The organism is Dactylosporangium sp. McL0621 (genome assembly GCF_049995355.1).
Classification (GTDB): domain Bacteria; phylum Actinomycetota; class Actinomycetes; order Mycobacteriales; family Micromonosporaceae; genus Dactylosporangium.
In genome coordinates this window covers 7,390,078-7,410,267 of sequence record NZ_CP188259.1, presented here as the reverse complement: position 1 = coordinate 7,410,267, position 20,190 = coordinate 7,390,078, and the positions used below count along the sequence as shown (strand labels likewise).

The 20,190-nt window shown below is 69.3% G+C and carries 18 protein-coding genes; 8 read left to right on the top strand and 10 right to left on the bottom strand.

The annotated features are described in order from the left end of the window. Window positions 1–203: 203 nt before the first annotated feature. From ACPPVO_RS34830 to ACPPVO_RS34815, 4 genes are all read right to left on the bottom strand, one after another. Window positions 204–1,601, bottom strand: a complete 1,398-nt coding sequence (locus tag ACPPVO_RS34830; protein WP_426502792.1) for an IS110 family transposase — start codon at window positions 1,599–1,601, stop codon at window positions 204–206. A gap of 209 nt (window positions 1,602–1,810) precedes the next feature. Next, window positions 1,811–2,398, bottom strand: a complete 588-nt coding sequence (locus ACPPVO_RS34825; RefSeq protein WP_426502791.1) for an N-acetyltransferase family protein — start codon at window positions 2,396–2,398, stop codon at window positions 1,811–1,813. 384 nt (window positions 2,399–2,782) lie between these two features. Continuing rightward, window positions 2,783–4,717 (bottom strand): hypothetical protein, encoded by a 1,935-nt coding sequence (locus ACPPVO_RS34820; RefSeq protein ID WP_426502790.1) that lies wholly within the window; start codon window positions 4,715–4,717, stop codon window positions 2,783–2,785. Window positions 4,718–4,802: 85 nt separating this feature from the next. Continuing rightward, window positions 4,803–5,357, bottom strand: a complete 555-nt coding sequence (locus ACPPVO_RS34815) for an O-acetyl-ADP-ribose deacetylase (protein ID WP_426502789.1) — start codon at window positions 5,355–5,357, stop codon at window positions 4,803–4,805. A 185-nt stretch (window positions 5,358–5,542) separates the two neighbouring features. Between ACPPVO_RS34815 and ACPPVO_RS34810 the strand changes: the two genes are divergently transcribed. The 7 genes from ACPPVO_RS34810 to ACPPVO_RS34780 all read left to right on the top strand — a co-directional run bounded on the left by ACPPVO_RS34810 (window position 5,543) and on the right by ACPPVO_RS34780 (window position 13,439). Next, window positions 5,543–6,223: a hypothetical protein gene (locus tag ACPPVO_RS34810; RefSeq protein ID WP_426502788.1), complete on the top strand. Its 681-nt coding sequence runs from the start codon at window positions 5,543–5,545 to the stop codon at window positions 6,221–6,223. 117 nt (window positions 6,224–6,340) lie between these two features. Next, window positions 6,341–6,781, top strand: coding sequence for a DUF6924 domain-containing protein (locus ACPPVO_RS34805; RefSeq protein WP_426502787.1), 441 nt, complete (start codon window positions 6,341–6,343; stop codon window positions 6,779–6,781). A gap of 1,140 nt (window positions 6,782–7,921) precedes the next feature. Then, a complete protein-coding gene (locus ACPPVO_RS34800; protein WP_426502786.1) occupies window positions 7,922–9,496 on the top strand; it encodes a hypothetical protein in 1,575 nt (524 codons plus the stop codon). Window positions 9,497–10,152: 656 nt separating this feature from the next. Further along, window positions 10,153–11,082 (top strand): hypothetical protein, encoded by a 930-nt coding sequence (locus ACPPVO_RS34795; protein WP_426502785.1) that lies wholly within the window; start codon window positions 10,153–10,155, stop codon window positions 11,080–11,082. Continuing rightward, complete coding sequence (locus tag ACPPVO_RS34790) at window positions 11,079–11,534, top strand: ABA4-like family protein (protein WP_426502784.1); 456 nt, start codon at window positions 11,079–11,081, stop codon at window positions 11,532–11,534. The genes ACPPVO_RS34795 and ACPPVO_RS34790 overlap by 4 nt, the downstream gene beginning before the upstream one ends. 52 nt (window positions 11,535–11,586) lie before the next feature. After that, on the top strand, window positions 11,587–12,816 hold the full coding sequence (locus ACPPVO_RS34785; RefSeq protein ID WP_426502783.1) for a sensor histidine kinase: 1,230 nt from the start codon (window positions 11,587–11,589) through the stop codon (window positions 12,814–12,816). Next, the gene (locus tag ACPPVO_RS34780; protein ID WP_426502782.1) at window positions 12,813–13,439 is read left to right on the top strand and encodes a response regulator; all 627 of its coding nucleotides are present in this window, start codon (window positions 12,813–12,815) and stop codon (window positions 13,437–13,439) included. The genes ACPPVO_RS34785 and ACPPVO_RS34780 overlap by 4 nt, the downstream gene beginning before the upstream one ends. Before the next feature lie 210 nt (window positions 13,440–13,649). Here the strand turns inward: ACPPVO_RS34780 and ACPPVO_RS34775 are convergent, their stop codons facing one another. The 6 genes from ACPPVO_RS34775 to ACPPVO_RS34750 all read right to left on the bottom strand — a co-directional run bounded on the left by ACPPVO_RS34775 (window position 13,650) and on the right by ACPPVO_RS34750 (window position 19,119). Beyond that, window positions 13,650–14,738, bottom strand: coding sequence for an IS110 family transposase (locus ACPPVO_RS34775; protein ID WP_426502781.1), 1,089 nt, complete (start codon window positions 14,736–14,738; stop codon window positions 13,650–13,652). A 318-nt stretch (window positions 14,739–15,056) separates the two neighbouring features. Further along, entirely contained in the window at window positions 15,057–15,302 is a 246-nt protein-coding gene (locus ACPPVO_RS34770; protein WP_426502780.1) for a DDE-type integrase/transposase/recombinase, read from the bottom strand. 22 nt (window positions 15,303–15,324) lie between these two features. Then, window positions 15,325–17,262: an IS110 family transposase gene (locus ACPPVO_RS34765; protein WP_426502779.1), complete on the bottom strand. Its 1,938-nt coding sequence runs from the start codon at window positions 17,260–17,262 to the stop codon at window positions 15,325–15,327. Between the two features lie 449 nt (window positions 17,263–17,711). Then, entirely contained in the window at window positions 17,712–18,428 is a 717-nt protein-coding gene (locus tag ACPPVO_RS34760; RefSeq protein WP_426502778.1) for a response regulator, read from the bottom strand. Between the two features lie 55 nt (window positions 18,429–18,483). Next, window positions 18,484–18,900 carry a transposase gene (locus ACPPVO_RS34755; RefSeq protein ID WP_426502777.1) on the bottom strand — a complete coding sequence of 139 codons (417 nt, stop codon included), beginning with the start codon at window positions 18,898–18,900 and terminating at the stop codon, window positions 18,484–18,486. 36 nt (window positions 18,901–18,936) lie between these two features. Then, window positions 18,937–19,119, bottom strand: a complete 183-nt coding sequence (locus tag ACPPVO_RS34750; RefSeq protein WP_426502776.1) for a hypothetical protein — start codon at window positions 19,117–19,119, stop codon at window positions 18,937–18,939. A 288-nt stretch (window positions 19,120–19,407) separates the two neighbouring features. Here ACPPVO_RS34750 and ACPPVO_RS34745 point away from each other — a divergent pair, with 288 nt between their 5' ends. Beyond that, a complete protein-coding gene (locus tag ACPPVO_RS34745; protein WP_426502775.1) occupies window positions 19,408–19,983 on the top strand; it encodes an RICIN domain-containing protein in 576 nt (191 codons plus the stop codon). The last annotated feature ends 207 nt before the right edge of the window (window positions 19,984–20,190 follow it).

Below are 20,190 nucleotides of genomic sequence, written 5' to 3'. Positions count from 1 at the left end.
TAAGGCGTTTTTGTCAAGCGGTCGGGTCGGGCGCCTCGTTCGTCGTCTGTCCCTGCATAGCTAATGGGGTTGGTCCCGGCAGCGTGTAATCGGGTTGGCGAGACGACGGGCGGGGCTGCCCATGATGTGCGTCGAGGTGACTGTGGTTCCTCAATGCCGCGTGGGGCTCGCCCCGACCCTGCTTGACGGCCGCCTGGAGTGTGTCAGGCGGCGATGGGCGTCACCGTGGGCTGTCGGGTGCCGTGGGTGGCGACTGCGGAGTTCCAGGCGCGTCCGGTGGTGATGACGGCGTGCAGCTGGCGCAGGATCGCGGCGGCGATCACAGCTTGGGCTTGGGTGACGGTGAGCTTGTTGTGTTCTCGGGTGGTCAGGTGCGTGAACCGGGCGGCGTAGACGGGGTTGGCGCGTTGCGCGCCCCACACCGCCCGCCAGGCGGCGAGTCTCAGCGCGGGGCGGCCTTGGCCGGTCAGTTTCGTGCGGCCAACGAAGGTGCCGGAGAGTTTCTCCCGTGGGGCGAGGCCGGCGTGTTTCACCAATGCCCGGGCGGAGGTGAACCGGTGCGGGTCGCCGGTCTCGGCGAGGATCGCCGCGGCGCCGATCGCGGACAGACCGGTGATCGAGGTGACCAGCCGGGTCAGGTGCAGCTCGTCCAGGACACCGGTCATCCGGGTCTCGGTGTCGGCGAGCCGGCGGTGGCTCTCCTGCCAGTCGTCCAGCAGCAGCGCGACCCGTTCCAAGGCGCCCCGGCGGTGGGTGTGCACCCCGGCCGGGTCGCTCAGCGCCGCGAACACCGCACGGACGATGCGGGTGCACGGTCGTTGCCGACCGCGTCGGACGATCTCCCGGCGTACCGCCGTTTCCAGCCGGGCCAGGCCGATGCGGCGGGTCCGGGCAAGATCCCCGCCGTCACGCTGCATGACCACGTGCATCGTCGCGGTCCAGGTCAGGGAACGAAACGGATACCGCGCGGCCGACAACGCGGCCGGCCAGACACACTCCAGCAGCGCCCGCATCTGCTGGACCTGGCTGACGGTCTCCACCAGCAGCTGCACGCGGCGTGCGCCCAGATGCCGTAGCCGGCCCCAGGTCTCATCGATCGGTTCGGGGATGTAACACCGCAACTGGGCGGTCAGCCGGGCGATGAGCACGGCGTCCTTCTCGTCGGTCTTGTCGAAGGTCAAGTCCTCGCTCCGGCGTGCCCACGAGGTCTGTATCGGCTGGACACACACGAACGGCATCCCGCGTTCGGCGGCCAATTGCCCCAAGACCCGCCAGCGGTGACCGGTCGGCTCGCACGCCACCGTCACCCCCGCGAAACCCTTCCCGGCAGCCTGTTTGCCGGCCCAGTCCAACGCCACCCCCAGATCCCAGGCGCGGCACCTGAACGTCTTACGCGCCAACACTTTCGAGTCGTGATCGGTGACCACGACCATCTGCTTCTCATCCGCCAGATCGATACCGACGATCGCGTTCGAGACCGGCACCAGCAACCGCAGCCGGGACAGTCGCGCGTTACGGTTGCGATCACCCCGGGACACACCGCTACCGTTACCCATGAACGTCCTCCTCCTGCGATGGGACACCAAGCCCAACAAGCGCATCAGGAGGACGTTCCTACATCCTGCAACGACACGCAGAACGTCTTTCTATGCCGCGGGTGTCGCGCGGCGGCGGGCCAGCGGTCGTCACGGCGAGTGACAGCGTTCGGATCGCCGAGGGTTGCTGTCCTGCCGAAAGTAGTACGTCGTTCAGCCGATCTCGAAACTCATCGTGGGCCGCTCGCTCTACCTTCACGGCGGCGATGGCACGGTCAACTCGCGCGGCGGAAGTCGGTAACGTCCGGAAGCTTCTGAAAGCCAGCCGAAACGTATGTCGCCACGCCGCCGACGTTGCTGCTCGGGGTACACACTGTCGCGCTGGACGACCCCATCTCCTGCAATGCCGCGGCCGCGGCCACGGTGATGGCGCGGCCGTATCCGTGGCCACGGTGATCCCGATGAACGCCCAGTGGCTCGAGCAAACCCGGTCGCCCTTCCACGGCCGACCAAACCGTCACCGCGGCGACCGCGTCGCCATCGCGGTCGTATCCGACCAGGCACCGGGCCCCCCGGTAAGGCGGGGCAGCGGCCATCGCGCGCCAGCGCTCCAGAGTGAACGTCGAGTTGGGGAACGATGCCCGCTGCACCGCGACCCGATCCTGAACGATCCGATCCCGAATGTTGTCCGCGTCGAGGACCTCGACCCTGATCCCGCAGTCCTCCACCTGCTCCACCAGTTCACGAGACAACGGAGTCCACGGTTCATCGGCCACCCAACCGCTGCGCTGCAGGAGATCTTGAAAGGCAGCACCGAAGCGAGCCTCGACGGCCGAGGCGCCGTCGGGCAGTACGCCCCGCACTGGATCCGACAGGTCGGCCAGATTGGGCGGCGAGGTCTTAGAGGTCGCCCGCAATCCGGGCCTGACCCGCGCGGCCGGACATCGCGTCCTGCAGCACCTGGCCGCCGTGACCTGCCAGCACGAGCCAAACCATGACGGCGACGCCCGGATCGCAGACGAACGCGCGACCACGTAGCCACGCAACGATGTCCCATCACCGGCCGTACCTCAGCCAAGATCACGTAACCGGATTTGCCGCCGGTGGTGGGCTGCGTGCGCCGCGGTCGGCTGGTGTTCGTTACGGCGGGTGGCAGGTTCGGCGGGTCGAGGTTCCTGTGCTGTTGAGGTTTGAGGGTTTGATCCGGGACGCTCAGGCGGTGGCCGGATCACGTCGATTGCGAGGTGTCAAAGTGTGACTGCAGTCAGCGCCTGGTTGGCGAGGCTTTGGGCCTCGTCGTCCTCGGCGATACCGCGCCATCCTCCGCTGTACAGCAGACGTTCGTCCTGCGTGGCGGCGCCGTGCAGCAGGGGCGTGAACCTGGCCGCGGCCCGCCCTAGTCTGGCGGTGTAGCGCAGCGCCTCTAGGCTCACTGGTAGCTGTCGGCTGTGCCGTAGCGGGTCGAGTGCCGCGTCGAAGACGTCCAGGCACAGTGCCGGGTCGCCGGTGATCCGGTAGTCCGCGTACCCCAACTCGACGCCCTGCCACGAGCACCAGAGCTGTGGCTGTTCCATCAGCCGCTGCTCGATGTTCGGCGCGTAACGCCCGGCCAGGGGGCCGAGGTCGCCGAGCATTCGGGCGGGCGGTCCGGTGAGGCGTTCCGTAGCGAGCACGTCCTGGCGGGCGAGGAACGGTTCGGGGTCGCCGGTGATCCGGAACAGTGCCCAGGCGGCGGGGGTGGCGGTGCCTTCGTCGGATGTGGCGAGCCGGGTCAGCCGTGCCAGGGCCGGTGCGGCGGCGGGGCCCAGTCCGGCGAGGACTGTGCAGGCCAGTTCGGGGTGTTGCGTGTCCAGCATCGCGGTCAGCTCCGGCATGGCCGCCGTGGCCGCTGTCCCGTACGCGGCCAGCACCCGTGTGAGCTGAAATGCGGTCGGCGTGGTCGGGTCCTCGCGCAGGCGGGTTCGGACCGCGGGTACGAGTTCGTCGGCGTGCGGGGCAAGCGGCAGGCAGACGTCTGCAATGGCCGGGCCCTGTTCCAGCCAGTAGAACTCATCGGTGTAGTGGCTCGAACCGATGTCGTACATCTCCGGGTCGCGGCGCAGCGACCGCTGGACGAACGGAACCGCCCGGTGGTCGCCCCACCGCGCCAATGCCCATGCCGCTAGGGCCGTTGTGCGGCCGGGCCGACCGATCAGCGCGGCGACCTCCTCCGACCAGCGGTGGGCGGCGTTTCCCGCCGCGGCGAGCAGATGCACGACGGCCGCCTGAAGGGCTTGCGGTCCGTCGAGAGCGGCTGCGACATCCGCGGCGAGTTCGGTCGTGGCCGAGCGCCAACGCCACATGACTGCTCCCACCTCGGCCAGTGGTTGCTGCTGCTGCGTTCGAAGCGCTTGACCGATCCCGATGCGAGCCAGCGCGATCCGGGCGGTGCGGTCGGTGCCGAGTTCGCGGCCCAGCCAGCCCACGGTTCGTTGCGGCACCGCATCGGCGTACGCGTCAAGCATGTGTTCAGCCGTCACTGCGTCGTGGCCGAACCGACGGGCGGCGACGAGGAATGTGAGCCGTCGAGGATCTCCGGGTGGCGGGGTGTGCTCGGACAGCCATGCTGCAACGGCAGCCCGTCGTCCTGGCGTCATGGCGGCGGCCGCGCCGAGCGTGCCCAAGGCGAGAACGTAGTCGGCCGCGACGTCGGCGTCCGCCTCGTCGGGTTGCCGGCGCGTCAGCTCGCCGGCAACCTGGTCGGCGCGCTCACCCAGCTCGATCAGGATCCGCGCCGCGCCGCGCCGAAGGGCAGGATCCGGCTCGTCGAGAAGGTGGACCAGGCTATCGAAGGCCGCGAGCAGCGCCGCCCGGCAGGTCAGGGCGTGCGGCTTGGACTTCCACGGCTCTTGCATCTGGTTGTGCAGCGCGGCGAACCGGCGCACCAGATCCAGGATGTCGGACCGGTCGGGAACCGCCGGGTCCCGAGCAAAGCGGATCAAGAACGGAACCACCGCGGCGCCTGCTGAGTACACCGCTCCGCCCTGGTGATAGACCGCCGAGTCGAGATCATCAAGCGCGTCGCCGCTGGTCGCCGGGTCCGTCATCGCCGCCAGCCAGGACGGCACCTTCCCCGCCGATCCGTACGCGTGCCGCAGCGTCGACCAATCGACCTCGCCAACCCCGTCCAACAACTCAGCCACGCCGTATCGTAGCCGCGCCGCGAGGAAGCCATGGCAGTCCTTGACACTGATTGGTGCTCGCACATGCCGCGATCCGCTCCTGAGGTCAGGGGTCTTCGGGTCTCTCGCCTCGCGGGATGGGCTGGCTCTGCAGGGCGAGTCGGACCTGCTCGGCGGTCTGCCGGGTGTCGTCGTCGAAGAGGACGAGACGGAGCAGTTCGATGCCAGGTGGTGGCGTGCGCATGGCGGTCAGCGCCTGGGCGATGGCGTCCTGTTTCGGCCATCGGTAGACGCCGGACGACATCAGCGGGAAGGCGACCGATGTCGCGCCGAGTTCGGCGGCGACGGCGAGGGAGTTCTCGTAGCAGCGGCGCAGTAGCGGCGAGCGGTCCTCCATGGTGCTCCATACCGGCCCGACGGTGTGGATGACCCAACGGACCGGCAGGCGCCCCGCGGTCGTCGCCACGGCGTGTCCGACTGGTAGCCCGCGGCCATAGCGGCTGGCCCGCAGTGCGCGGCACTCGTCGAGGATCGCGGGCCCGCCCTTGCGGTGGATCGCGCCGTCCACCCCTCCGCCACCCAGCAGTGACGAGTTCGCCGCGTTGACGATCGCGTCCACACGCTCCGCGGTGATGTCGCCGGTGACAAGCTCAATCTGCACGAGCGACATCATGACCCACGACCGAGCCACCGGCCGAGCAAGATATCGCCGGCGAACTGCTTGATCACGTGCACACTCATGCCGCTGCGGCAGCGCGGCAGCCAGTGCATCCCCGACGGTGGGCGGGCCTGCTGTGACCGGACATCCGGTCGTCGATGTGCGGACGTTGGCGCCACGATGTCGACTTGTCGATGAGCAATCGACACATGCTGTGCTGTACTGCCGATATGAAGCGACGGACGGGTCTGACGCTGAGCGTGGCGATCCTCCTCGCTGGAACGGCCGGCGTGGCCGGCTGGCGCTGGCGGCACAACCGGCCGCCGTACGGGCCCGACGCGCTGAGCGCCCAAGCGACGCTGCAACTCGTTGACCAGGCCATAGCAGACGCCGCGCTCAAACCGGTCAACGCGATCGTGGCCGGTGACGGCGACCAGATGTTCCTCGGCCGCGTCACCTGGACCCGGCCGCCAAACCCGCAGAACCACAGTTCCTTCCGCATCGTCCTGCTGGACAAGCGCAGCCACCTCATGCCTAGCTTCCTCGCCGTGACCTCCGCCCAGCCGGACCGGGTCACCGCAGGGTCGGACGAATCCCTCGACATCGCCCAGCAGCGCTACCCGTGGCTGCAAGGCATCGGCACCCGGAAGATCAACGGATCGTTCACCAGTACCGGCACTGCCGTCTGCGTTTGGTCGGCAGACGCATCACCAGTGACGTTCCAGACCGTACTCCACCCAGCGCACCCGGGAACACTGCCCGAGCAAACGATGCCGACGGCGCCCACGGCAACGGAAGACCTGCTCATTGCCCTGATCAGCGTCGGTCCCGACGGCCAGGTCTATTGGGCCCAACGGCTTCTGCACTGACAAACGCCGGCCAGCGTCGGGCGTCGAGCATGGTGACCGCACCTGCCGCGATGTGGTTATCGCTGACGTTCGCCATACATCGAACCACAGCGTGCTTCGACACCGTCGCATCGGCGGATGCCCAGGAGTGGGACGATCGTCGGCGTGCCGGTACTGCCCCAGCCCCAGGATCGGAGCTCGCTCATCCTACGAACCGACTTCACCAATGACGCCGCCTGGGCCGAACTCCAGGCCGCCATCGGCACCGAGGGAGCCACCTACATCAGCGACGTCAGCCACACCGACGTCACCATCCAGTCCCTCATCGACGCGGATACGGCCGCGGCCGACGAGCACAAGCTGACCTACCTGTTCCTCGCCGACGCGACGACCATGACCGACGCCGAGCACACACTGCTTGCTGTCGACCTGTACCAGGAGCCCGGTCGAACGTTCCGGCTTCCACCCCGCCGGTATGCCGACGTTTCGGCCAATCTCAGCATCTCGAACATGGACTTTCACGAGTTCGCCGACGCCGTGGACGAGTCGGGCACCTATCGCGGCTTCGACGACGAGTAGCCCAAGGTCACATGCGCGGATCTGCCGCTACGGGCTCGCAGCTCGCGTCCCAGTGATCGCCACGGACGGTAGCCGGCCCGAGGACGTCAAGGCTTCCTGTCGTGTCGATGTCCGTAACGTGATCTTGCTGGTTGTGACCGTGTTGAGGGGTTTGGTGTCGGACGGCGAGTCGGATCATCGTGGGGTCCGGCGACCTTCAGGGGAGTCGCCCGCGGGCATGTGGTAGCCCACTATTGTGCCGGATCATGCAGCGCATCGAGGAACGTTTACGGACCTCCGCACCAGGCGAACCGGCCCGGAGGCTGACCCGGCTGGTGGCGTATCGGGCTGCGTCCTTCAGGTGTGTCCGGTCCGCCGTGCTGCTCGAGCTGATCACGCGTCTGGCCGACCGCCTACGCGCCGACGGCGTCCTGGTGCGCGGATCCGGCACGAGCGTGTCCGACCTCGATGTGTGGGACCTGCTGGCCGCCGAGGGGATTTCCTTCGAGCATCCGCAGGCCCGGTTCTTCGGGCTCTCGGCCTGGTTCGATGACCAGGAACCGGGGCGGCGGTCGCTCTCGGCGCTGGCCGAGCATCCGGCATTCCGCGAGGAGTTCCGCCGCTCCTGCCTCGATGAGCTGAGCAGCAGCGGATTCGGGGCCGCGCGTTTCCCCGAGTCGCTGCACCCGAACTTGCTCGCTCTCGCCCGGTCGGTGCCCGGCGTCGCCGCCGCCCTCGACGCCGAGGTCGACGCGGTGACCGCGCGAGCGGCGACGGAGCCCAGCGCGGCCCTGGGCACCGCCCTGCGCCGACTCGAGCCACTGCGCTCCCCAGCCGGCTACGCGGCGTTCGCCGGCTACCTGGATCGGGTGGCCGCGCTGGACCCCGAGGCGGCACTGACGCGGACGCTGCGCGGCGGGCTGCCGGAGGAGCTCACGTGGCCCGAGTACGAGGCAGCGGTGTCCGCGCTCAACCCGCAGGAAACCCGCATCGAGCGCCAGTGGCCGCTGCTGGCGGTTCACGACGCACGGACCGCGGTCGTGTTCGACGCCTCGGGTCCGCTGGCCCGCTACGAACTGCGCGTGCCCGAGCGGCCCGGCCTGCCCGGCCGGTTCGCCGCCCGGTGCACCCCTGCACGCAGCGCGGCTGCTGGTCAGCTGGATGGACCAGGGCGGCGAGCGCGGCTACTGGGCCGACGAGCCGGGACCGGACTTCGCGCTCGCCGACGCCGGCGTCGACCTCGGCGGGTTGATGGTCGGCTCCGTGACCCGGCTGCCCGACCGCGACGACCACGTCGTGCCCGGCGGCCGGTTCGCGCCGACCCCCGGCGGTGCGGTGCGGCGCCGCTGGCGGCGCACCCTGCCGCACAGCGCGGCCGCGCTGTTCGGGGCCGCCGGCGGCGAGACCGGGTGGGACCTCGTTGACGGGCCCGACGGGCCGGTCGTCCGCGCGGTCGACGGGCGGCAGGTCCCGCTGCCGGAGGCGGCGTGGCCGACCGGCATCGTCGGCGTGCTCCGGCTGCCCGGGGGCGACCGCCTTCTCACCGCCGATCCGTTCGAGGAGCTAACGCTGTGGGATCCTCAGACCGCGACCCCGAGCTGGCGCTCCCGCCGGCCGGCCGTGCTGCCGCCGATCGGCTGGTGGGATCGAATGCGCCCCCGCGACCCGGCGGGATCGGCGGCGCTGCGCACGGGCGACCCGGCCGGCGTGAACGATCCCGTGCTGCGGGCCGCCGTCGAGCGGGAGGCAACCGCCGCCGCCGAGCTGGGCGTGGCGATCGCCGGGTTCCGGGCGCTGCTCGGAGAGCCGGCGCCGGCGCCGGTGTCCGCGCATGCCCACGACCACAACATCCGCAACAGCCTCTTCGGGCTGCTGCCACCGTGGGGCGGCTACATCGACACGCGGGTGTTACAGCCGCGTCAGACCAGCGGCTACGGCACGATCAGCTACCTCGTCACCCTGCCCGCGGTGCTCGCCGGCCCGACGAGCGCACAGCAGCGGCACGCGCGCCGGTGGAGCGCGCGGGTGTCCGGCTGGACCCAGGCGCTGCCCGGGCTCGGTGCCCTCGCCCTACGCGCGGCCCTGTCCACCACGCCGCGGTGGCAGCGGGCGGCGCTCGCCGCGCTGCTGACCGCCGTCACCGACGCCGGGCTGGCCGACGACGCGGTCGGCCTGACGGTCGTCACGGTCGTTACGAAGGGCGACCAAGCCCCCGATCCCGCCGTGGACCTCGGGCGCCCGGCCGACCTCGCCGAAGGCATCGCCAGCGGGTTCGGGCTGTCCTGCCAACGCATCGTGGTCGCCGGGGCCGTGCCGGCGCACGAACGGTATCGGGTCGTCGAGCGGGTACCGCTTGGCGGGTGGGGCGACGCCGGAACCGTGCGCCGGTTCGTGGCGCTGCTCGCGGAGCGCGGGCCGGTCGACTGGCGCCCCGAGTGGGTGCCCGCCGCTGTCGCGGCAGGCCTCGACCTGCCGGCCGACGCGGTCGAGGCCCTACTCACCGGTGCCCGCGACGTCGGGCCGCGCAGCCCGTGGGGAAACGGCGAGGACCGGGCCGCACCGGATGCCATCGCTGAGCTTCAGCCGGAGCGGCTGCTGCAGCTGCTCAATGCCTCGATGCCGGCGGAACCCGAACGACTGTGGGCGGCGGGGCCGGACGTCGCCGCCCTCGCGGAGGCCTGGCGGGCCGCGCCACCAGATCCGCCGTACGCGTTCACGCCGTGGACGGAAGACTGACCGCCTGCCCGCGACGCGCCCAATCTCGGGCCATCGCCCTACCGTGGAGCAGCGGCTCGCCGAATCAGGAAGGTCTCCGCAGCCGCAATCGACAGCCGGGATGTGTTCGCAACGAAACTGCGCCAACAACAGCTGCAAGTCGGTGCTGAGCTGCGCCCGGTCGCCCGCGGCACGACGCGGTCGCTCGCGGCACGACGCGGTCGCCGCAGACCGTGCGACTGCTATCCGCGGCAGTGGCGACGCCAGCGATGCTCCGCCGCGATCGGGGTGCTGCCCAACAGCGAGAGCTCAAGATCACGTTTACTGATCTGGCAACCCCTCTAGAGCCACTCCACGCCGCGGTGACCGGCAAGACGCACGCCACGAGAGAGCCACACCAAACTCCAGCGGGCAGCCGATGAGAGAGCGACCCTGCCGATCACCTCGACCCAGCCTGGCCGGGCTGCGGTCGCACCGCCAGTCAACAAGATGCCGATGAGCGTGCATGTCGCCTCCGGTGAAGATGAGACGCGACAGCGGTTTCGGCGATCGGCTCGAAGCCGGACCCGGCCACGAACGTCTCCTACCCAGGGAGGAGACGCCGCTCCGACCGCCGGCCGCAACCGGGGCCTGTGGTCGGGCGCATTCGGGGGAGCGGCTCACCAGCATCTACAGGTATGACTACTGCGCTGCGCGGGGCGGCAAACTGGCACCGCCCGTTGATGATTTTCGTCGCGACGATGGCGGTGCTCGCCGTCGTCTGTGCGGTCGGCGTCTTCGCCGACCCGCGCGTCCTCACCGGTGCGCCGATTTGGCTCAAACCGTTCAAGTTCTCGGTGTCCTTCGTGCTGTACGGCGTCACCCTCGCCTGGATGCTGTCCCTGCTGCCGCGGCGTAGCCGGGTCGCGGAGTGGGCGGGCACGGTCATCGCCGCGATGTCGTTGATCGAGATGGTGGTGATCGTCGGGCAGGTGATGCGCGGCACGACCAGCCACTTCAACGGCACCACCCCGCTGAACGCCGCCCTCTTCTCGGCAATGGGTGTGTCGATCATGGTGCTGTTCGTGGCGCACTTCGTCATCGGGATCGTGATGCTGCAACGGCGGATCGCGGACCGGGTCGCCGCCCGCGCGGTCGGGTGGGGGCTCGGTCTTTCCCTGCTGGGCATGCTGGCGGCGGTACCGATGGTGCTGCCGATGCAGGAGCCGGGGATCGAGGGGATCAGCGGGGCGCACAGCGTGGGCGTACTCGACGGCGGACCGGGGCTGCCGCTGGTTGGCTGGAGCACCACCGGCGGTGATCTGCGGATCGGGCACTTCGTGGGGCTGCACGCCCTACAGGCGCTGCCGATCCTCGCGATCCTGCTGAGCCGCTTCTTCGGGACCCGGCTGGACGAGCGCACTCGGGCCCGGCTGCTGGTCGTCGCCGGCGCGGCGTACGGCGTACTCACGGTGTTGTTGACCTGGCAGGCCCTGCGCGGACAGCCGCTGCTGCGTCCGGACGCGCTCACGCTGGCCGCCGTCGCGGCCCTGGTGGTCGCGACCGCGACCGCCACCGGCCTGGTGGTGGCTCGCCGGCGCAGCCCGGAACTGGTGCTGGCCGCATGACCGAGACGCTGTTCACCCTGACGTTCGCGCTGGCCGCGCCGTTCTGGGCGCTGATGATCCTGCTGCCGCGCTGGTCCTGGACCCTCCGGATCATCAGGTCGCCGTTGATCGTGCTGCCGGTCCTAACGATCTATGCGATCCTGGTGCTCGCGGCCGCCGGAGACGTGCTGCCGGCCGTGCTGTCGCCGACCCTGAGCGGCGTGCGTGACCTGCTCGGCACCGCGGACGGCGCGGCGGCGGCCTGGGCGCACATGATCGCGTTCGACCTGTTCGTCGGCCGGTGGACCTGGCTCGACAGCCGCGAGCGGGGGGTGCCCGCGCTGGTCGTGGCTCCGGTCCTGGTGCTGACCGTCCTGCTCGGGCCGCTCGGCCTGGCCGCCTACCTCGGGGTCCGGACCAGGTGGCGGCGACCGGCGGTCGTTCGTCTCCCCGAGCCGCAGCACCTAGGCTGACCCCGTGGGGTGGGCGCGACGACTGATCGACATGCGGGACACACTCGGGCGGATGGTGCTGCTCGACCTCAGCGGGGTGGGCTACCTGGTCATCGGCACCCAGGCGCGCCCCACGCCGACGGACACGCAGTGGATCCTCGCGGTGCTCGCGTTCGCAGTGGCACCGGTGTTCCACCGTCGGCCGCTGGTCAATCTGGTGATGCAGGCCGCGCTACTCGCGGTCGCGATCACGCTCATCGACGACCTCACGATCAACCAGGTGGGCGCCAGCTGGGCGTTGCTCGAGGTGACCATGCGGGCGCATCGAGCCCGCACCATCTGGCTGGCCACCGGGCTGCTGATCGTGGTCGATCTGACCGACTCGATCGGTGACCCGGTCGACCGGATCGTCTCCGGGGTCTTCGGGCTGATCGTGGAGGTCGGCGTACCGGTGCTGCTCGGTCTGGTCATCCGGACCAACCGGGAGCTCGGTCGGCAGGCCCTGGAGCGGGCCGCGGCGGAGCAGCGCCGGCACGAGTCGGAGAACCGCGCCGCGCGCGCCGATGAACGCAGCGCCATCGCCCGCGAGCTGCACGACGTGGTCGCGCATCACGTGGCGTCGATGGTGCTGCGGGTCGGCGTAGCCCGGCACGTACTTCCCGACCTGGATCCGCGGGTGGGCGAGGTGTTCGACGACGTGCACGGCACCGGGACCGCCGCCTTGGCGGATCTGCGCCAGCTGGTCGCGGTGCTGCGCAACCCCGATGGGGTGCGCGGTGACGCGGCACTGACCGCGATCGAGCCGTCGGCACTTCCGTCGGCACTCGGCGCGGCGGTCGATCGGGCCCGCCAAGCCGGTGTCACGGTGGAGGCCGACATCGACCCGGGAGTCGGTTCGCTCGACGCGGTTCGGGGCCTGGCGGTGTTGCGACTGACCCAGGAGGCGCTGACCAACGTGGCCAAGCATGCCGGCCCGTCCGCGCTGGCACGCCTGTCGGTTTCCGTGGACGACGGGGCCGTCCATTGGGAGGTCTCGGACAACGGGCGCGGATGGGCGCCGACGGCGGTGCCGCCCGGTGGCGGCCACGGCATCACCGGCATGCGCGAGCGGGTCGAAGTCCTCGACGGCCGACTGGAGGCAGGTCCGACCGGCGCGGGTTGGCGAGTCCGCACCGTCCTCCCGGTCCCCGCGCCCGCCGCCACGCCGACGGCTTCTTCCGCCTCGCCCGCCGTCACGCCGGCCTCGTCGGCGCCCCGCGGCCCCCGGGCCTCGGCCGGGCCGCACGCGCCGGAGCCGGCATGATCCGCGTCCTGCTGGTCGACGACCAGCACCTCATCCGCGCGGGCCTGCGCATGCTCTGCGACGCCCAGCCTGACATCGAGGTCGTCGGGGAGGCCACCAACGGCCGCGAAGCGATCTCCCTCGCTGCCCGGCTCACCCCCGACGTCGTCGTCATGGACCTGCGCATGCCCGGCGTCGACGGGATCACCGCGACCAGCCGCATCCTCGCCGACCGCCCCGCCACCCGGATCCTGGTGCTGACCACGTTCGGCGACGACGACCACCTCTATCCGGCCCTGACCGCCGGCGCCTGCGGGTTCCTGCTCAAGGACGCGCCGCCCGCCGATCTGCTGGACGGTGTCCGCCGGGCCGCCGCGGGCGACAGCCCGTTCAGTCAGGAGGTGCTGCAACGCCTGGTTCAGCGCGCGATGCACGCCCGCGCCGAGACGCCGCGGCCGGCCCAAGGACTGACCGCGCGCGAACGGGACGTGCTGAACCTGGTCGCCGCGGGCCTGTCCAACACCGAGATCGCCGATCGGCTTCACATCGGCGTCACCACGGTCAAGACCCACATCACCAGCCTGATGACCAAGACCGACAGCCCCAACCGGGTACGCCTGGCCCTGTTCGCCCGCGGCGCCTGAGGGTTCGCCCGCGCTCGCCAGCGGATCACCACTGATGGCCTGAAGCCTGTCTCGCGCTCATCCCAGTCCGGATCGGCGCGCAGGTCGCGGCGGGTTGGTACGTTGCGGGCGATGCTCGCGACCGGCAAGCTGACGCCCATGACCTGGTCGGCCGGCCGGTACAGAGGATCGCCAACCGTCGCTGGCGGGGACCGATGCCCCTATGTTTTGTCAAGCGGTTCGTGGGGTTGAGCCTGCGGTGTTGAGCTGTTGGATCAGTTGATAGACCTCGCGGGCGATGTAGCGCTTGAGGCAGCGGATGGCTTCGCGGCGGGTGTGGCCTTGGGTGGTGCGTCGGTCGAGGTAGTCGCGGGTGCGTTGGTCGGTGTGGGCTCTGCTGAGCGCGATGCGGTAGAGGGCGGCGTTGGCGCGTCGGTCACCGCCGCGGTTGAGTCGCCGGCGGCGGGTTTTGCCGGAGGAGGCTTCGACGGGGCTGACGCCGCAGAGGGCGGCGAAGGAGGCTTCGGTGTGCATCCGGTCGGGGTTGTCGCCGGCGGTGACCAGGAGCGCGGAGGCGCTGTCGGGGCCGATGCCGTTGCGTTGCAGCAGTTGCGGGGCGTGGGTGTCGAGCACTGCGGTGATCTGTTGCTGGAGTTCGCGTTCCTCGGTGGTGAGGGTTTGGATGCGTCGGGCGAGGCGGCGCAGCGTGTATCGGGTGGCGGTGGCAACGTCGGTGGGGGTGGTGTCTGGTAGGTCCGCGCAGCGGCGGATCAGGGCGGTGTTGGTGCAGCCGGTGAGCTGGTCGCGCAGGGCCGGGTCGGCGTTGACGATGACGGCCTTGAGCTGGTTGATCGTCTGGGTGCGGGACTTCACCGCGGAAGCTCGGGCGAGGCGGAGCAGGCGCAGGATCTCGACCGGTCCGTCGGCGGTCTTGGCGGCGGTCGTGGCCCGTTGGGACAGCACGGCGTGCGCAGCGGCGACCGCGTCGACGGTGTCGGTCTTTCCGTGGCGGCGGCGGGCGGCGCGGTCAGGACGGTTGACCTCGATCACAGCGATGTGGTGGCGGCGCAGGAACCGGGTCAGTGCGGCGCCGTAGGAGCCGGTGCCTTCCACACCGGCGCGGTTCAGGATGCCGAAGCTGCGGGCCCAGGCCAGCAGCTGGCGGTAGCCGGTGGCGGTGGTCGGGAAGGCGGCGTCGCCGAGCTGGACGCCGAGCGTGGTGATGACCGCGGCGACGTGGATGTCTTTGTGCGTGTCGACGCCGAGGAGCACCTGGTTCCGGTCCGGATCGGGCTGCCCGGCGGGGCCTGCATGGGGCATCCTGGACATGGCGTGTTCGTCCTTCCGATGGCTCGTGGGCGGATAGCCATCGCCGGACCGGTGGGGCGGTCAGAACTGTGACGGTGCGCTTGTTCGCAGCAAGGCCCCTATCGGGACACGCTCTACCGGTCCGGTGACAGCATGCGCTCCCGCCACCGACGGTCGACAGATCGGACCAAAGGCATCGACCGAGCCAGTTGCGTTGCGGGTCAGACCGCGGCAGCCGGAGCACGGCTCCAGACTCTCAAAGCCGCAAACCGAGACTCACAGTTGCGTTGTTTGATCGGGTGGCGTGGTGAACCCGCGCTCGCGCCTGACTCAGATAGCGCCGGCGAGTTCGGTGAACGCTTCGGCCACGCGGAGCCCGCGTGGGGCGTCGAGGCCGAGCTCGTAGTGTCCGCAGCGAAGGCTCTGGATGAAGGCGTGACCGGCGATGATCGTCTGTGCGGTCCAATCTGTGCGCAGCCCGCGCATCGGTCTGAGCCGGGGCTTCAGCTGGCTGTGGTCGGCCTCGATCCGATTATTGGCATGGCATTCGATGTGATGCCACGCCGACGGAACCACGTGCGCAAGCGACGCCTACACCTCAGTCGCAGTAGGGACCCGCGGTGGCGCTTGCCCAACGGGACGGAGGAGGCGCAGTCCCGTTCTCCGCTTCGTCGCGGCGGTGGATCTCGATCAGCTCTTCACGGTACCGGTGATCCGCTGAGGGCAGTTCGTCGCGCACTTGAGCGCCGTTGTCCCACCACTGCATCAGACCGCGCCCCAGTTCCTGACCGGCGCGTGTGTGCACGCAATGGGCGTAGTCAGGGACCTCGACCAGCGCTTCTCCGAGTGCGACCTTCGTGGCGACCCAATCGGCGTGCTCGGAACTGGTGCGGTCCTTGGGCGCAGAAGCGAGCAGACGCACGGCGTGACACGCCATCATCCAGTCCCCACCCGGGGTGGCATTGAAGTTACGGTGGAGGACGTCGATCAGCACAGGCCCGAGGGGCAGACCCATCCCCACGTCCTCAACCGCGATCAGCCGCAGGCGCCGCCATAGGTGCTGAGCGACATCCGTCGAGGTTGTGAACATCTCATAGGCGGCGAGTACGGCGTTGTCGATGCGACTGCGCCTGATCTCCTTCTGGAGGACAGCGACGAGATCGTCCACCGGAATGCCGTGGGGCGAAACGACTTGTGAGTAAGGGTCCTCGGTGAAGTGCCCGGGACCATAGAGACGTGGCATGATTTGCCACTCCTTCCGGATGACGACGGCAGACGCGTCCGACGCGCGGAAGGGGTCTCTAGCCCGCTCAACGTAGCACGGCACGAGGCACCCGACGCGACCGAACTCACGCTCATGGCACCCCTTTATGTCAAGGTGCCGCTGACACCAGGGTTTAGGGTGGTTGGTGGCGGGTCCGGGAAGTGGCTTGTCCGAAGGGCCGATGTCCGGGGTCAGGTCGGTCACGCTGGATTGCAGAGTCGTCCCCGATTGCCCTCCCGGGTCCGCCGCCTGCCTGCGTTTCTGGTCGGCGGCCATGCGGGCGTAGACGACGTTGCAGAGGCGTCGCTTCAGCGCGCGGATGGCTTCCATGGAGGTCTTCCCGGCGGCCTTCTTCGCGTCGAAGTAGGCGCGGCCTTCGGTGCGGTTGCGCAGCTGGACCACGGCCATGATGTGCAGCGTGCGGTTGATCCGCCGGTTACCGGCGCGGGAGAGCCGGTGACGCTTCTGGTCGCCGGAGGAGGCGTCCACGGGTGCGGTGCCGTTCCAGGAGGCGAACCGGTCGCGGTCGGCGAACCGGCTGATGTCTGCGACGTCTGCCAGTAGGCGGGCTGCGCCTGAGGGGCCGATGCCTTGCAGCTCCATGAGGGTGGAGCCGCGGGCGGCCACCAGCTCCTTGAGGTTCTTCTCCGCGGCTTTGATCTTCTTGTCGATGCCCTCGAGTTCACTGATCAGCTCGACGGCGAGGCGGCGTCTGGTCTTACCGACAATGTCGCGGGGTTTGACCGTCGCGATCAACGCGCGGGCCTGTGGCGCGGACAGGAACTTCTTCGCCCCGCCGGGTAGCAGTTCCAGCAGCAACCGGTGCAGCCGGTTGATGGTCTGGGTGCGGGCGCGGCCGAGCTCGTCACGCCGATCGGCGAGCATGCCCAGCACCTGCAGGTCCGCGTCGATCTGGACCTGCACCAGATCCGGGCTGCGGAGCGCCACCATCGCGACCGGGTGCGCATCCACCGGGTCGGTTTTGCGGCCGTTGCCGGTGGCGAACACCCGCACCTGCGCTGACCGTTTCGCGGGCACGTCGAGCACCGTCTCACCGTCGTGCACGAGTCGGTGGGCGATGTGTTTGCCGATGCCGTTGCAGCCTTCGACCGCCCAGACCCGATCGGCGTACTTGCGGCCAGCGGCGAGCATGTCGGCGTAGCCGGCCTTGTCTGTCCCAAAGCGGCCCACCGCGAGCACCCGGCCGCGTTCGTCGACGACCTCGATGGTGGCTGAGCGCTTGTGCGGGTCCATCCCGATGATCACGCTCATCGGCGCCTCCCTTGGCTGAACTGGACGCAGATATCAGCAAGGAGGGCACCGCTACATCGAGCAGGACAAACCCCTTTCCAGCCACTCCTCGCGCGGTACCGGCGAGGCCGCAGGCCATGAGCGAGCCACACCAATGACACCGGTGGGCAGCCGCAATGTGGGAGCGTCTCGCCGAGCACCTAGACCGAGTCTGGCCGGACGCCGGTCCTACAGGAAGTCTCTATGTAGCCGCTGCGGGCGCTCGGCGGCGGCCTAAAGATCGTCACCGACCGTGGGCAGCTCTTGGCAGTGTTGGGCTTCCGGTGGTGCCGATGACAGTGAACTTGAGTTCGGCCGGCCGGGCATGAGTCGTCCGTTCGGAGCGCGACAGGACGGGCGCTCGTGACGGGGTATTAGCCTCCGACCAGCACGGACGCAATTCTCGGCAGGCACGGTGTGCGGCGGGATCGCTAGCGTGGCCAAGACGCGGCGCCATGCCCGTCGTCCGCAATGCTTCGTGACGGGGGGCGCCGCGGTACGACGAGACCGACCTCGTACGCGACGACGACCGCCTGGGCTCGACTCGACAGGCTGAGCTTGGTCATGGTCCGATTGAGGTGGGTCTTGACCGTCGCTTCGCTCAGCATGAGGTCGGCTGCGATCTCGCCATTGGTCATGCCCTTGGCGACAAGGCGCAGCACCTCTGTTTCCCGGGTGGTAAGCGGGCTCAGGTCGGGGGGCGGGTCGGACTTGGGGAGTTCGCTGTGTGTGTACGCCTCGATGAGTCGGCGGGTCACGCTCGGTGCGAAAAGCATGTGTCCATCGGCAACCGTGTGGATCGCCGCGATCAGCCGCTCCGGTGAGGTCTCTTTGAGCAGAAAGCCGCTCGCTCCACCGCGCAACGCCGCGTACACGTACTCGTCGAGATCGAAGGTAGTGAGGATGAGGATCCGGGGCGGATGCCCGTCGGTCCTCGTGAGGATCCGCTCGGTGGCCTTCACGCCGTCGAGCCCGGGCATGCGGACGTCCATCAGGATGACATCCGGACGGCAGGTCGACGCCTGGGCTACCGCGTCATAACCGTCGGCGGCCTGGCCCACGACATCGAGCCCGGTCGCGGCACCGATGAGCGCCGCGAGCCCGGCGCGGATGAGCACCTGGTCATCAACGACGAGCACCCGTATCACGCGCTGCTCCCGGCCGTCGGCCCGCCTTCGTCCGCATCATCGGCATGCACGTCATCTATTGTGACCGATGTCGGCAAGGTGAAAACGACTTCGAACCCGCCGAGCGGCCGGTGGCCTGCGACGAGCGGGCCCGCACATCAGCACGCTGCGGGATCGTGTGCGGGAGACCCCGCGCCCGCAGCGACCGACGGTTCGCCTTGGATCCGTAGGCCTTGTCCGCGGTCCGATGGTCCAACCGCGTGCGATGCCGGTCGACCCCACTGGGCCGCAGGACGGCGACCGCGTCCGACAACGCCACCAACTCCTTCGTGTCCGCGGCCTGCCCGGCGGTCAGCCGCTTGACCAGACTCCGGCCACAACCCTCGGCAAGGAGATGCACCTTCGTGGTCAACCCGCCCCGGGACCGGCCGATCGCTTGCGCGGCACGTGACGCATCCGCACTCAGCCCCCTTGCGGGCGCCCGCCGGTGCACGCTGCCGCGCCACGAGCAGCACGCTGAGGAGGCAGGTCAGGGTGTAATCGGGCAGGTCAGGGTGTAATCGGGCAGATCCATGTCGCGTACACCGGTGCCCAACATCAGGCTGACCGTGGCCATCACGCCGGCCAGCGCCACGTCGACCAGCACGGGATGGCGGCCCGGCAGTTGCCGTGCGTACGCCAGCCAGGTTGTCGATCGAGCGAGCACGCGCACACGGTAACCCCACCCCCGTGCCCGTGTGGTCAGACCGCAGTGGGGTCTTCACTACCGCGGAAGTTGTACGACCGCCGGTTGCGCGCCTTCTGCGTCTACCCGCGGCGGTAGGCGTGCCACTGTCCGGACCCGCCAAAGTTTCGGAGAACGTCAATCAGTTGCCAGACGGTGCGCCGCTCTTATATCGGTATCGTGCGGAGCGGGATGTCAATTTGGCAGACCAGTAGAAATATCCGCTCGATGGTCCAATTTCCCAGTGAGGGGCAAAGCGTGAGAGTACGCAGATTGGTGACCGCCTTTCTCCTGGCCACGGTGGCGCTCGCCGCAGGATGGGCGAGCCCGGCACTGGCGGCACCCATTCCCGGGCAGCCCGCGCCGTCAGCCATGAGTCTCGATCCGGTACAATTGGCGGCGGCGGCCAGCCCGAACGTCTGGATCAAGAACCAGTATTCGGGCGCATGCCTGGACGTTCCAGGATGGAGCCAGTCGCCGATCCAGATCGACCAGTGGGGCTGCGTGCGGCAGGCCAACGAATACTGGGACTTCGTCTGGGTCGGCAACTACGGTAGCGCCGGCGCCTACCAGATCGTAAACAAGCACAGCCACCTGTGCCTCAATGTACAAGGGAATTCACACGCGGAGAACGCCGCTATCATCCAATGGCACTGCGGCGACTACGCGAACGAGCAGTTCCAGCTGCTCAATCACAGTGGGAAATATCAGCTGGTGCCCGTCTCCAGCCTGTTGTACGGCCGCGCGATGTGCCTCGACTTGGACAGCACCAGTCACGCCTGGGGCGTCAAAATCGTTCAGTGGCACTGCTACAACACCTCGACGCAGTTGTGGACGCTGTGGAGCGTGTGATGCGCACTCTCGTCCGGTCTCGCACATGAACTGAAGACCACGCCAGATCCCGATGACGACGATCCTGGAAAGGACCGTCGTCGTCGGGACAACGCGGTGCGAGAGCCACCGGCCGGCGAACACCGTGACCGGGCACGCAGCGTGCCCAGACGGGAGCGCAAGCGCCCAGTCCTGAAGCTTCCCGCGAGATGAGGTATCCCTCGCCGC

What these genes read in the sequence shown, in the direction of transcription:
- ACPPVO_RS34830 (WP_426502792.1), bottom strand. Translation starts at nt 1,601, where the DNA reads ATGCGCTTGTTGGGCTTGGTGTCCCATCGCAGGAGGAGGACGTTCATG.
- ACPPVO_RS34805 (WP_426502787.1), top strand. Translation starts at nt 6,341, where the DNA reads ATGCCCAGGAGTGGGACGATCGTCGGCGTGCCGGTACTGCCCCAGCCC.
- ACPPVO_RS34800 (WP_426502786.1), top strand. Translation starts at nt 7,922, where the DNA reads ATGGACCAGGGCGGCGAGCGCGGCTACTGGGCCGACGAGCCGGGACCG.
- ACPPVO_RS34795 (WP_426502785.1), top strand. Translation starts at nt 10,153, where the DNA reads ATGACTACTGCGCTGCGCGGGGCGGCAAACTGGCACCGCCCGTTGATG.
- ACPPVO_RS34790 (WP_426502784.1), top strand. Translation starts at nt 11,079, where the DNA reads ATGACCGAGACGCTGTTCACCCTGACGTTCGCGCTGGCCGCGCCGTTC.
- ACPPVO_RS34785 (WP_426502783.1), top strand. Translation starts at nt 11,587, where the DNA reads ATGGTGCTGCTCGACCTCAGCGGGGTGGGCTACCTGGTCATCGGCACC.
- ACPPVO_RS34780 (WP_426502782.1), top strand. Translation starts at nt 12,813, where the DNA reads ATGATCCGCGTCCTGCTGGTCGACGACCAGCACCTCATCCGCGCGGGC.
- ACPPVO_RS34775 (WP_426502781.1), bottom strand. Translation starts at nt 14,738, where the DNA reads ATGCCCCATGCAGGCCCCGCCGGGCAGCCCGATCCGGACCGGAACCAG.
- ACPPVO_RS34765 (WP_426502779.1), bottom strand. Translation starts at nt 17,262, where the DNA reads ATGAGCGTGATCATCGGGATGGACCCGCACAAGCGCTCAGCCACCATC.